The 11,903-nt window shown below is 72.6% G+C and carries 13 protein-coding genes; 3 read left to right on the top strand and 10 right to left on the bottom strand.

Translation table 11 applies throughout. The features are described 5' to 3' along the window. The coding region (locus AB0D10_RS38575; RefSeq protein WP_360265223.1) for a hypothetical protein at nucleotides 1-247 on the top strand (247 nt) is incomplete at its 5' end. 210 nt (nucleotides 248-457) lie between these two features. Here AB0D10_RS38575 and tyrS read toward each other — a convergent pair. After that, complete coding sequence (gene tyrS / locus AB0D10_RS38570; RefSeq protein ID WP_360265231.1) at nucleotides 458-1,726, bottom strand: tyrosine--tRNA ligase; 1,269 nt, start codon at nucleotides 1,724-1,726, stop codon at nucleotides 458-460. Nucleotides 1,727-2,019: 293 nt separating this feature from the next. On the opposite strand from tyrS, the gene AB0D10_RS38565 reads away from it, so the two are divergent. Further along, complete coding sequence (locus AB0D10_RS38565) at nucleotides 2,020-2,550, top strand: HNH endonuclease (RefSeq protein WP_360265221.1); 531 nt, start codon at nucleotides 2,020-2,022, stop codon at nucleotides 2,548-2,550. A 28-nt stretch (nucleotides 2,551-2,578) separates the two neighbouring features. Here the strand turns inward: AB0D10_RS38565 and AB0D10_RS38560 are convergent, their stop codons facing one another. The 7 genes from AB0D10_RS38560 to AB0D10_RS38530 form a co-directional block, all read right to left on the bottom strand. Continuing rightward, nucleotides 2,579-4,786: a PQQ-binding-like beta-propeller repeat protein gene (locus tag AB0D10_RS38560; RefSeq protein ID WP_360265218.1), complete on the bottom strand. Its 2,208-nt coding sequence runs from the start codon at nucleotides 4,784-4,786 to the stop codon at nucleotides 2,579-2,581. Between the two features lie 115 nt (nucleotides 4,787-4,901). Next, complete coding sequence (locus AB0D10_RS38555) at nucleotides 4,902-5,207, bottom strand: 4a-hydroxytetrahydrobiopterin dehydratase (protein WP_360265215.1); 306 nt, start codon at nucleotides 5,205-5,207, stop codon at nucleotides 4,902-4,904. Between the two features lie 103 nt (nucleotides 5,208-5,310). Continuing rightward, on the bottom strand, nucleotides 5,311-5,490 hold the full coding sequence (locus AB0D10_RS38550) for a DUF1272 domain-containing protein (RefSeq protein ID WP_360265212.1): 180 nt from the start codon (nucleotides 5,488-5,490) through the stop codon (nucleotides 5,311-5,313). A 118-nt stretch (nucleotides 5,491-5,608) separates the two neighbouring features. After that, entirely contained in the window at nucleotides 5,609-6,367 is a 759-nt protein-coding gene (locus tag AB0D10_RS38545; protein ID WP_360265209.1) for a sulfite exporter TauE/SafE family protein, read from the bottom strand. Nucleotides 6,368-6,582: 215 nt separating this feature from the next. After that, nucleotides 6,583-7,632: an SPFH domain-containing protein gene (locus tag AB0D10_RS38540; RefSeq protein ID WP_360265207.1), complete on the bottom strand. Its 1,050-nt coding sequence runs from the start codon at nucleotides 7,630-7,632 to the stop codon at nucleotides 6,583-6,585. 10 nt (nucleotides 7,633-7,642) lie between these two features. Continuing rightward, a complete protein-coding gene (locus tag AB0D10_RS38535; RefSeq protein ID WP_360265204.1) occupies nucleotides 7,643-8,065 on the bottom strand; it encodes an NfeD family protein in 423 nt (140 codons plus the stop codon). Between the two features lie 163 nt (nucleotides 8,066-8,228). Next, complete coding sequence (locus AB0D10_RS38530; protein WP_360265201.1) at nucleotides 8,229-9,020, bottom strand: ABC transporter ATP-binding protein; 792 nt, start codon at nucleotides 9,018-9,020, stop codon at nucleotides 8,229-8,231. 150 nt (nucleotides 9,021-9,170) lie between these two features. Here AB0D10_RS38530 and AB0D10_RS38525 point away from each other — a divergent pair, with 150 nt between their 5' ends. Continuing rightward, nucleotides 9,171-9,974 (top strand): hypothetical protein, encoded by an 804-nt coding sequence (locus AB0D10_RS38525; RefSeq protein WP_360265198.1) that lies wholly within the window; start codon nucleotides 9,171-9,173, stop codon nucleotides 9,972-9,974. 90 nt (nucleotides 9,975-10,064) lie between these two features. Here AB0D10_RS38525 and AB0D10_RS38520 read toward each other — a convergent pair whose 3' ends face one another. Both AB0D10_RS38520 and AB0D10_RS38515 read right to left on the bottom strand, forming a co-directional pair. After that, the gene (locus AB0D10_RS38520; protein ID WP_360265195.1) at nucleotides 10,065-10,733 is read right to left on the bottom strand and encodes a response regulator transcription factor; all 669 of its coding nucleotides are present in this window, start codon (nucleotides 10,731-10,733) and stop codon (nucleotides 10,065-10,067) included. After that, nucleotides 10,726-11,823, bottom strand: coding sequence for a GAF domain-containing sensor histidine kinase (locus AB0D10_RS38515; RefSeq protein WP_360265228.1), 1,098 nt, complete (start codon nucleotides 11,821-11,823; stop codon nucleotides 10,726-10,728). The genes AB0D10_RS38520 and AB0D10_RS38515 overlap by 8 nt, the downstream gene beginning before the upstream one ends. Nucleotides 11,824-11,903 lie beyond the last annotated feature (80 nt).

Here is an 11,903-nt window from a genome sequence, read left to right as displayed (position 1 = left end):
CACGCTGTTGAGTTCTCAAGGAACGGACGCTTCCTTCGGACTGCCTTCCAGCAGGCCCTCCGGGCTTCGTTCTTTCGTGTTTCCAGCTTATCAGACGTTTTCCGCTCCGTTTTCCGGAGTTTCATTCATCCGATTTTCCGAACTGGTCGGGCCGCTTTCTGCGACGTCCACCACGTTAGCGCATTCCGAGAGTTACTCGAAATTCACACCCACACCGATTGACAAAAACGCCAATGAACCCAATTGAATGGGCTCGGAAGTGTGAGAGTGGGTCTTGCTGAAAGAGGTGGCCGCTCCAGCGACTCGTTCAACACTAGGCCACCCGGGCGGCCTCGTCAAACGTCGAGGGCCGGATCTGTCCAGATCCGGCCCTCGGTGCTCGAAGTCGCAGCTCAGAGCGGGTGTACTTTCAGCCAGGCTCGTCGGCCGAGCAGGTCGATCGGGTCGACCCTGCGCATCAGCCGGCGGAGACCAGCTCCGCAGCCGCCAGGTTCCGCTTGCCGCGCCGCAGCACCAGCCAACGGCCGTGCAGCAGGTCGGCCTCGGTCGGCACCGCCTCCTCGTCCGTCACCTTGACGTTGTTGAGGTAGGCACCGCCCTCCTTGATCGTCCGGCGGGCGGCCGATCGACTCGGCGCCAGGCCGACGGCCACCAACAGGTCGACCACCGGCTGGAGTTCGGACACCTCGGCCTTCGGGACCTCGGCCAGCGCGGCGGCCAGGGTGGGGGCCTCCAGGTCGGCGAGGTCACCCTGTCCGAACAGCGCCTTGGAAGCGGCGACCGCGCGCTCGTACTGCTCGGCACCGTGGACGAGGGTGGTGAGCTCCTCGGCGAGGGCGCGCTGGGCAAGACGGGCGGCGGGGCGCTCGGTGGTCTCGCGCTCCAGTTCCTCGATCTCCTCCTTCGAGCGGAAGCTGAAGATCCGCAGGAAGTTGGAGACGTCCCGGTCGTCCGCGTTCAGCCAGAACTGGTAGAAGGCGTACGGAGTGGTCAGCTCGGGGTCGAGCCAGACCGTGCCGGACTCGGTCTTGCCGAACTTGGTGCCGTCGGCCTTGACGATCAGCGGCGTGGCCAGCGCGTGGACGGACTTGCCGTCGGCCTTGCGGATCAGGTCCGTGCCGGCGGTCAGGTTGCCCCACTGGTCGCTGCCGCCGGTCTGCAGGGAGCAGCCGTAGCGGCGGTTCAGCTCCAGGTAGTCCATGCCCTGCAGGATCTGGTAGCTGAACTCGGTGTAGCTGATGCCCGCGTCGGAGTTGAGCCGGCGGGCGACGGCCTCCTTGGCGATCATGTTGTTGACCCGGAAGTACTTGCCCACGTCGCGCAGCAGGCTGATCGCCGACATCCCGGACGTCCAGTCCAGGTTGTTGACCATGCGTGCCGCGTACGGGCCCTCGAAGTCGAGGAAGCGCGAGATCTGGCCGCGCAGGCGCTCCACCCAGCCGGCCACCGTCTCGGGGTCGTTGAGCACGCGCTCGGCGGTGGGCTTCGGGTCGCCGATCAGGCCCGTGGCACCGCCGACCAGGCCGAGCGGGAGGTTCCCCGCCTGCTGGATGCGGCGCATGGTGAGGATCTGCACCAGGTTGCCGAGGTGCAGGCTGGGGGCCGTCGGGTCGAAGCCGCAATAGAACGTGACCGGGCCGTCCGCGAACGCCTTGCGCAGTGCGTCCTCGTCGGTGGACAGGGCGATCAGCCCACGCCACCGCAGCTCGTCGACGATGTCCGTCACGGTCACGCTTCTCCTTCTATCGGGCGCCCGGCCGGTGGCGGCCCGATTCGGTCGGGCCCCGGGTCGGTGCGACTCCAGCCTGTTAGAGCCTACGCGGTTCCGGCCAGCGAGTTTTCCCCGAGGCACCCCTCCGGTCGCGCCGGCCCACTCCCGCCGGCCCCTCCGCGATACCGGAAATTCCGTTGTTCGTCGGCTGTGTGCCCATTCAGAGTGGTGTCACCGCCGCGCGGCGGCAGTGACGTGTGTGGAGACGGTCGTGCCGCCGTGGCACGCCTGTGGGAAGGGTGTGCCGAGTGCGCAACACGCTGGTTCTGAACGCGAGCTACGAGCCCTTGACGACGGTGTCGCTCCAGCGCGCCGTCGTCCTGGTGCTCCAGGACAAGGCGGTGGTGGAGCAGGCGCACCCGCTGCGCTCGATCCGGGGGACAGGCGTCGCGGTCCCGGTGCCGAGGGTGATCAGACTGCAACGGTACGTACGGGTGCCGTTCCGACAACAGGCTCCGTGGTCGCGGCGGGGTGTCCTGGCCAGGGACCAGCACATCTGCGCGTACTGCGGGCGGCGGGCCACCACGGTCGACCACCTTCACCCCAAGTCGCGCGGTGGTGCGGACAGTTGGCTGAACACCGTGGCCGCGTGCGCGGAGGACAACCAGCGCAAGGCCGATCGGACACCGGAGCAGGCCGGGATGAAGCTGCTGCGCCGCCCGTTCGTACCGACCCCGCAGGCGAGCCTGATGCTGGCGCTCGGCCTGCGCGGCTCGGAGGCGCGTGAGCTCGCCGACTGGCTGCCGCCCGTGCCGGGCCTGCCCGTCCCGGCCGCGTAGCCGTCCGGGACGGGTGCGCGGGGCCGTCTCAGTCCTTCGCCTGGTACCCGGCCGCCGTGCCGTAGTTGGTCGAGTGCTCGGGCACCACGACCACCTGTCCACCGCCGATCAGCACCCGTCCGGAGACCAGCAGCGAGCCGGTCCCCGGCGGGAAGTTGCCGCCGGCCGCCTCCTGGCCGCCCGTCAGCGGGAACCGGGTGAGGTGGGCGGGCTGGTCGCGGCGTTCGTCGGCGGCGAGCACCAGTGAGCCGCCGTCGACGCCGACCGCCCGGACGGTGCCCTTGGCGACGGTCGGGACCTTCCAGCGCTGCTTGCCGGTGTCCAGGTCGTAGCCGACCGCGGCCGTCGGCCCGCTGCCGTTCGCCGGGGTCAGGGTGGCGACCATCGTGCGGCCCTCGAAGAACACCTCGGGGGTGGCCGCGAAGGTTCCGTGGGCGACGTCCAGGCGGCCGCCGTCGGTGACGACCGGGATCTCGGCGGCCGGGTCGCCGGCGGCGCCCCAGGCGAACACCCGGTCGTTCTCCGGCTTGTCACCGGTGGTGAGGACCACGGCCGGTTCGGCGGACAGCACGGTCACCGTCTTCGGCTGGTTGTTCAGCCCCCGCCACCAGCCGACCTTGCCGTCCGCGATGTTCAGCGAGACGGCCTGGTCGGCGGGCGTCGAGTCGGCGCACGAGGAGGCGACCAGCACGGTCTTGCCGCTGACGCCGCCGGAGAGGGTGCAGAACTTGCCCTGGCCGGTGTACTGCCAGACGTCCTTCCCGTCCGCCGACTCCCAGGCCACCACCCGGTCGTCGCCGATCGCGACCACCTTGTCCTCGGTGACGCCGACCCGCGCGGAGTAGCTGCCCTTGGCGTCCGAGAGGCCCTTGGTCCAGGCCGTCTTGCCGGTCTTGGTGTCCACGACGGCCACCATCGAACAGGGGCTCTTCGGGTCCGCCTGCGGACGGAACAGCGCCGCGCCGAGGCCCGCCCGGTTCACGCCCGCCGACAGCCCGCACGGGACGGCCCCGGCGGCCGGCGGCTCCACCGACCAAGTCTGCTTGCCGCCCGCACGGTCGTACGCGCGCACCCCGGAGCCGTCGGCCCGGACCACCGCGTCAGCCAGCAGCCAGCTGCCGACCAGCGTGTCGTCACCCGCGGACTGCCCGGCCGCGGCGGGCTGCGCGGACCACGCCCGCGTGTGCGCCACCGTGAAACCGGGCTCGCCGCCGCTGCTCGCGGCCGCGCTGCCACCACCCTCGGCGCCGACCATCAGTCCGGCCGCCACCAGCACCCCCAGCGCGGCCACCCCGGCACCGGCCCGCACCAGCAGGGCCTTCCGGCTGGGCACGTGCTCCCCCGTCAGCACCGCGTCGGCGGCCTTGCGGGCCCGGGCCGAGAGCGAGGAGCCGCCCTGCGAGCCGTCTCCCGAGCCGTTCTCCGGACTGTTCCCCGAGCCGTTGCCCGAGCCGTTGTCCGAGCCGGACGACGAACCCGCTCCGGTACCGGGACCGCCGTCACCGCCCCGGCGGCCGGCGGTCCGGGTCCGCCTGGCGGAACCGGCCTCGGGGGTCGTGGGTTCGGTCGGCGCCTTCCTCGGGCGCTTCTCCGGGCCCTTCTCCGGGCCCTTCTCCGCAACGGGCACCGGCTCCGGCTCGGCGTCATCGAGGTGCACGTAGCCGTCCACCGAGTACTCCGCACCCGCCGGAACGTACAGCGCGTCCCCTACGGACCGATGCTCCGGAGCGGCGTACGGCACGTACTGCTGCTGCGCCTGCTCGGGGTACTGCGGAGGCTGCTCGTACTGCGGGGACTGCGGGTGCTGCGGGGACTGCTCGTACTGCGGGTACTCCGGCAGCGGCTGGTACTGCGGCCGGCCGTCGTACTGTCCCGGCTGCCCGGGAACGTGGCCGCCCTCGACGTAGCCGGTCTGCCCCGACCCGGCCTGCCCGTAGCCGTACTGGTCGTACCCGGCCTGCCCGTAAGCGTTCTGGTCGTAGCCGACCTGTCCGTAGCCGACCTGTCCGTACCCGGTCTGCCCGTAACCGTTCTGGTCGTACCCGTTCTGGTCGTACCCGGCCTGCCCGTACCCGGCCGCGCCGTAGCCCGTGTGCTGCTGCCAGTGCGCCTGGTCCTGCGGCTGCTGCCCGTAGTGCCCGCCGTCCTGCCGGTCCGGCCCGTCCTGGACGGGCCGTGCCTGGGGGTACCAGGGCTGCTGCCCGGTGTGGGCGTCTCCGAAGGGCTCCTGCGCCATCCGATCCGTCCCTCCCGAGCCACCTGCCAGCCGATGCGGCAGTCAGCATCTCACGCCCGTCCAGGGGGGCGACCCGGGCCCTGGGCGTACGCTCTCGCCGCCCGGCCCGGTGCCGTCAGGCCGCGGACTCGGCGCGCAGGGCCTCGTCGATGCGGGCGGCCAGGGTGAAGTCCAGGCCGGTGAGACCGCCGGCGCTGTGGGTGGACAGCACGAAGCGCAGGGTGCGCCAGCGGATGTCGATGTCGGGGTGGTGGTCGAGCGCCTCGGCCTGCTCGGCGACGGCGGCGACCACCCGGATCCCCGCCGGGAAGTCCGGGGCGTCGGCGCTGCGGGCGATGCTGTCGCCCTCCCGGGTCCAGTGCGGCAGCGCCGCCAGGGCCGCCGTGATCTCGTCCTCGCTCAGCCGTGCCCTGTTGCTCATCGCTGCGCTCCTGGTGGGTCGTCGATCCGAAGTGGTCCGGAGTCGTCCGGAGTGGCCCGGGAGTCCGGACGTTCCGGGAGTCCCCGGCGTTCCGGGCTGCCGGTCAGGCGGCCTTCCGTCGCGGACGGTCCACCAGTTCGCCGCCGCAGTTGGGGCAGGCGCCGGCCATGGCCCTGGTGCAGTCCGGGCAGAAGGTGCACTCGTAGGAACATATCGAGGCGGCGCCGTCGCCGGTCAGCGACACCGCGCAGCGCTCGCAGCTCTCGCGCATCTCCAGGGCCATGGCCTACTCCTCCGACTTTCCGACGATCCGACATCCACACGGCTCCACGACCGCAGGACCTCACAGCCGCACGACCTCACCACCGCACGCCCACACGACCTCACCGCCGCACGGCCGTTCAGCCCACCAGCAGCTTGGTGACGGCCGCGAGCCCGACCACCACGATCACCCCGCGCAGCGCGGCCGGCGGCAGGCGGCGGCCGACCTTGGCGCCGACCAGTCCGCCGACCAGCGAGCCCGCCGCGATCAGCCCGGCCGCCGCCCAGTTCACGGTCGAGGTGAACAGGAAGAACAGTGCGGCGACGGCGTTGACGATCATCGCCAGGGCGTTCTTCACCCCGTTGATCCGCTGCAGGTCCTCCTGCAGCAGCATGCCCATCAGTGCCATCAGCAGGACGCCCTGCGCGGCGCCGAAGTACCCGCCGTAGATGCCGGTGAGGAACACCCCGGCCAGCAGCAGCGCGCCGCCGTCCGGATCGCCGCCCGGCCGGCGGCGGGCCGCGACGGCCTTCGCCACCCGGGGCTGGACCACCACCAGGACGAGCGCCAGCAGGATCAGCGCGGGGACGATCGCGTCGAAGGCTCCGCTGGGCAGCTTGATCAGCAGCATCGCGCCGAGCAGACCGCCGAGCAGGGAGGCGGTACCCAGGCGCAGCACCCGGCGCCCCTGGTCGGCGAGTTCGCGGCGGTAGCCGATCACGCCGCTGAGCGAACCGGGCACCAGGCCGAAGGAGTTGGAGACGTTGGCGGTGACCGGCGGGATGCCGACGGCGAGCAGGACCGGGAAGGTGATCAGGGTCCCGGAGCCGACGATCACATTGATCATCCCGGCGCCGACCCCGGCCACCAGAACGGCGACCGCCTCCCAGAGCGTCATGGGTCACTTCTCCTCTCGGTCCTGTCCGAGGGGATCATGCCGGACCGCCCTCCCGCCCGACCAGGCCCGCCCACGATTCGGGACGTACACCACACCGTCCCCGAACGGGCCCGCCGGAACCGCGAGGGCCCGCCGCCGTACGGGAGGCGTACGGCGGCGGGCCCTCGGCGTCGGACGACTCGGCCACTCGTCCGGGCCGGCTCACCCGGGCGAACTCACTCCGGGTCGATCTTGGGGTACTCCCGGGTCGGGTCCACCCGGGGGCGGGCGGCGCCCTTGTCGGTGTCCACCGGCCGCGGCCCGGACGCCGGGTCGATCGGCACCTGGGTGGCCGGGGCCGGCTTCGGGACGCTCGGCGCCGCGACCGCGCCGCCGTTGATCCCGCCGCCGTTGCCGGTCAGGCCGGTGAATGCGCCGCCGAGGCCCTTGAGTGCGTCGCCGACCTCGCTGGGGATGATCCACAGCTTGTTGGAGTCGCCCTTGGCCAGCTCGGGCAGGGTCTGCAGGTACTGGTAGGCGAGCAGCTTCTGGTCGGCGTCGCCGTCGTGGATGGCCTCGAAGACCGTCCGGATCGCGGCCGCCTCACCGTCGGCGCGCAGCACCGCGGCCTGCGCCTCACCCTCGGCCCTGAGCACGTCCGCCTGCTTCTCACCCTCGGCCTTGAGGATCTGCGCCTGGCGCTGGCCCTCGGCGGTGAGGATCGCGGCACGCTTGTCACGGTCGGCGCGCATCTGCTTCTCCATCGAGTCCTGGATGGAGGTCGGCGGCTCGATCGCCTTCAGCTCGACGCGGTTGACCCGGATGCCCCACTTGCCGGTGGCCTCGTCCAGGACGCCGCGCAGGCCGGCGTTGATGACCTCGCGGGAGGTCAGCGTGGACTCCAGGTCCATCGAGCCGATGATGTTGCGCAGCGTGGTGACGGTCAGCTGCTCGATCGCCTGGATGTAGCTGGCGACCTCGTAGGTGGCCGCCCGGGGGTCGGTGACCTGGTAGTAGATGACGGTGTCGATGTTGACGACCAGGTTGTCCTGGGTGATCACCGGCTGTGGCGGGAACGGCACGACCTGCTCGCGCAGGTCGATCCGGTTGCGGACGCGGTCGATGAACGGGACGACGATGTTCAGCCCCGCGTTGAGCGTCCGGGTGTAGCGGCCGAAGCGCTCCACGATCGCCGCGCTGGCCTGTGGGATGACCTGGATCGTCTTGATCAGCGCGATGAAGGCCACCACGACCAGGACGACCAGGACGATAAGGACGGGTTCCACGGACTCTCCCCTAGACGACCAGGGCGGTCGCGCCCTGGATTTCGACGACGTCGACCTGCTGCCCGGGCCGGTAGACCTGGTCCGGGTGGAGCGCGCGGGCCGACCAGATCTCGCCGTTCAGCTTGATCCGGCCGCCCTCCCCGTCGACGGTTTCCGCGACGACCGCGGTGGCGCCGTGCAGCGCCTCGATGCCCATCTTGATGTGCGGGCCCTTCTGCAGCTGCCGGTAGGCGATCGGGCGGACGAAGGCCACGAGCGCGACCGAGACCACGAGGAAGGTGGCGGTCTCCAGGACCACTCCCCCGCCCAGTCCGGCCACGCCGGCGGCGGCCAGCGCTCCGACCGCGAACATGGCGAACTCCGGCATCGCGGTGAGTACCAGCGGTATGCCGAGCGCCGCGGCGGCCAGGAGCCACCAGATCCAGCTGTCCACACGTCCATCCTAGGGAGCGAAGGCCTTCGAGGCGGACAGTTCCCGCAGGTCGAGGGGCGGAAACCGGTCGCACGTGCGACCGGTTCCGACGGCCTTCCGGAGGACGGGCACGGCGAGCGCGCCGGGACGGGTGACGGAGGGGCGGGGAGGGGCGGACGGGGCCTCAGCCCAGCGGCAGGCCCTGGGCCGACCAGCGGTCGCCGTGGCGCTCCAGGGTGAGCGGCAGGCCGAAGCACTTGGAGAGGTTACGGGCGGTCAGCTCGGTGTCGATCGGGCCGGCCGTGAGCACCTTGCCCTGGCGGATCATCAGGACATGGGTGAAGCCCGGCGCGATCTCCTCGACGTGGTGGGTGACCATCGCCATCGCCGGCGCGAACTCGTCCTGGGCGAGCGCGCCGAGCCGGCGGACCAGGTCCTCGCGGCCGCCGAGGTCCAGGCCGGCCGCGGGCTCGTCGAGCAGCAGCAGCTCCGGGTCGGTCATCAGGGCGCGGGCGATCAGGGTGCGCTTGCGCTCGCCCTCGGAGAGGGTGCCGAACTTGCGGCCGGTGAGGTTGGACATGCCGAGGCGGTCGAGCAGCGCGAGGGCGCGGGACTCGTCCGACTGCTCGTAGCTCTCCTGCCAGCTGACCGTCATGCCGTAGGCGGCGGTGAGCACGGTCTGCAGCACGGTCTGCTCGGCCGGCAGCTTGTCGAACATGGCGGCGCCGGCCAGGCCGATCCGGGAACGCAGCTCGAAGACGTCGACCTCGCCCAGCTTCTCGCCCAGCACGCTGACCTTGCCCGAGGTCGGGAACAGGTAGGAGGAGGCGATCTGCAGCAGGGTGGTCTTGCCGGCGCCGTTCGGGCCCAGGATGACCCAGCGCTCACCCTCGGAGATGGACCACGAGACCTGGTCGACCAGCGCGCGCCCCTCCCGGACCACGGATACGTCCACCAGCTCCAGCACGTCGCTCATGCCTATGCCTTCCCCAAAAAACAAGATTCTCGGCCGTCGGTGCGGGCGGCACGCCGACTCCGGCAGCCGGTGGGCACGGGGTGGGTGCGCCGCACACGCATGGGCAAACCTACGCCACGCGGATGACCGCCGATTCCGTAGGCTGGCCGGATGCTCGCGACTCCTGCCGACAATCCGTACGAAGAGCCCCGTTCGGGGCGTCTGGCCGCCTGGGGCAACGCCCTGCTGGCGGGCCTGGTACCGCCCGACAACGCCGCCGCGGCCGTACTGGGCGCCGACGAGGGCCACCGGGTGACCGGGCTGCCCGGGGACGGGCCGGACGAGCGGCACGGGCTGACCTGGGCGCTCGGGCGGCTGCGGGTGCTCGGCGTGACGGGCCTGCGCCTCGCGCTGCCGTCGGCCGGGCACCCGCTGGGACTGACCGGCCCGGCACCGTTCAACGAGCGCGCCATGGCCGCGGGCGAGGCCGTCCTGGCGGTGGGGGCGCCGCTCGGGCTGGTGCCGGAGGTCGAGGTTTTCGGACCGGCCGGGGACCGCTCGGCGACCGTGCTGTGGCGCTGCGGCGAGGTGAACGACACACCGCCGGCGGACGTGCCGTCGCTGAACGAGGCCGAGCGCGAGCTGGCGGACGGGCTGCGTGAGGCCACCGTGCTGCTCGCCCGGCTCGACGTGGCCGGTGCCGGGCCGGAGACCGTCCGCGCCCTGGAGGCCTACCGCCGCCGCGGGCACGCCGAACTGCTCGCGCCCGGGTACCCGCCGCGCGCCGTCCGGGTGCTGGAGTCGGCCCGCCAGGTGTCCGCGCTGCTGTCGATCGCCTCCGGCGGCCACGGCGCGGCCGTCAGCGCCTCCGAGATGGCCGCGCGGCAGTCCGTCCTGGCCCCGCTGCGGCGCACCGCCCGGCGGGCCCAGGTGGCCGCCTACAACGCCCTGGTGGACGAGCGCGAGGCCCGCTGAGGGCTCGCGGGACGGGCCGCCGCCGTACGGGGGACCGCCGCCCCCGTAGCTGGCCGGAAACCGACCCCCCGGGCACGGCCCGCCGGCCCGTCACGCCCGCGGCGCGGCCTCGCGGGCCTCTCCGTTGCGGACGGCCCAGAGCGCGGCCTGGGTGCGGTCGGCGAGGTCCAGCTTCATCAGGATGTTGGAGACGTGGGTCTTCACGGTCTTCTCCGACAGGTGCAGGCTGCGCGCGATCTCCCGGTTGGAGCGGCCGTCGGCGATGTGGCCGAGCACCTCGCGCTCGCGCTCGGTGAGGGTGCCGCCGCGGCCCTGTGGGGCGCGCGGGCCCTCGTCGGAGAGCAGGGCCTCGGCCAGCTCCGGCTGGAGCAGCACGTGGCCGGCGTGCACCGAGCGGATCGCCCCGGCCAGCGCCTCCGGGTCCACGTCCTTGTAGACGTACCCAGCGGCGCCGGCCCTCAGCGCGGGGACCATCGTGCGGTGCTCGGTGAAGCTGGTGACGATCAGGATCCGGGCCCGGCTGCCCTCGCTCTTGAGGGTGCGCAGCGCCTCGATCCCGTCGACGCCGGGCATCTTGAGGTCCATCAGGACGACGTCGGGGTCCAGTTCGCGGGCCCGTTCGACGCCCTCCGCCCCGTCGGCGGCCTCCCCGACCACCTCGATGTCGTCCTGGACCTCCAGGAAGGTGCGCAGTCCGCGCCGGACCACCTGGTGGTCGTCGACCAGCAGGACGCGGATCGACGGTGTGCTCTCAGGCACCGGGGACCTCCATCTCGACGAGCGTCCCCCGGCCGGGGGCCGACTCCAGGGTGAGCGTGCCGCCGACGGCGGCCGCGCGGTCGCGCATCGAGGCCAGGCCGAGGTGGCGCCCGGCCCGGCGCACGGACTCGGGATCGAAGCCGTGCCCGTCGTCGCGCACCCGCAGCACGGCGCCGCGCGCGGCCGTCCCGGCCAGCGTGACGGTGACCCGGCCGGCCCCGGAGTGGCGCAGCGCGTTGTGCAGCGCCTCCTGGGCGACCCGCAGCAGCGCGGCCTCCTGGGCCGGCGGCAGGGCGCGGACGCCGTCGGCGGCGAAGGCGACGTCGGCGGTGTGCGCCCGGTCGAGGACCTGCACCTGGGAGGCGAGGGTGGCGCTCAGTCCGTCCTCCTCCAGGGCGGCGGGGCGCAGTTCCACGACGACGGCGCGCAGTTCGTCGGCGGCCTCGGCGGCCAGCCGGGCGACCTCGGCGAGTTCGGCGCGGGCCCGGGCCGGGTCGCGGTCGACGAGCTTGGCGGCGGCCTTGGCCGTGAGGCGCAGGGAGAAGAGCTTCTGCGAGACGGCGTCGTGCAGGTCGTGCGCGATCCGGGCGCGCTCGCCGGCCAGGGTGAGTTCGCGGCTGCGTTCGTACAACCGGGCGTTGGACAGGGCGAGGGCGGCGTGCGCGGCGAGGATCCGCAGCAGTTCCTCGTCGTGATCGGTGAAGAGGCCGCCGCCGCGCTTGTTGGCGAGGAAGATGACGCCCATCACCTGCGGCTCGTCCTCGGCCGCGTCGGTGTCCAGGATCGGCATGCCGAGGAAGGCGTCCATCTCGGGGTGGGCGGAGGGCCAGCCGCCGAAGGCGGGTGCCCGGCGGACGTCGGCGAGGCGGGTGGGCCCGGTCTCGTGCAGCATCGCGGCGAGCACGCCGTGCTGGCGGGGCAGCGGGCCGATGGCCCGCCACTGCTCGTCGGTGACGCCGTCGACCACGAACTGGGCGAAGCCGCCGTGGTCGTCGGGCACGCCGAGGGCCGCGTACTCGGCGCCGAGCAGTTCCCGGGCGGAGGCGGTGATGCGGCGCAGCACCTCGCGGACCTCCAGGTGCCGGCTCATCGCGAGCAGCGCCTGGCTGACGGCCTCGATCCCGGACAGGCACGGGTCGCAGGCGGGCAGCGGGCCGCGGTGGGCCAGGG

The organism is Kitasatospora sp. NPDC048545, assembly GCF_040651155.1.
Classification (GTDB): domain Bacteria; phylum Actinomycetota; class Actinomycetes; order Streptomycetales; family Streptomycetaceae; genus Kitasatospora.
Note: the sequence above shows the minus strand (reverse complement) of the source record. Positions and strands in the feature narration are given on the sequence as shown.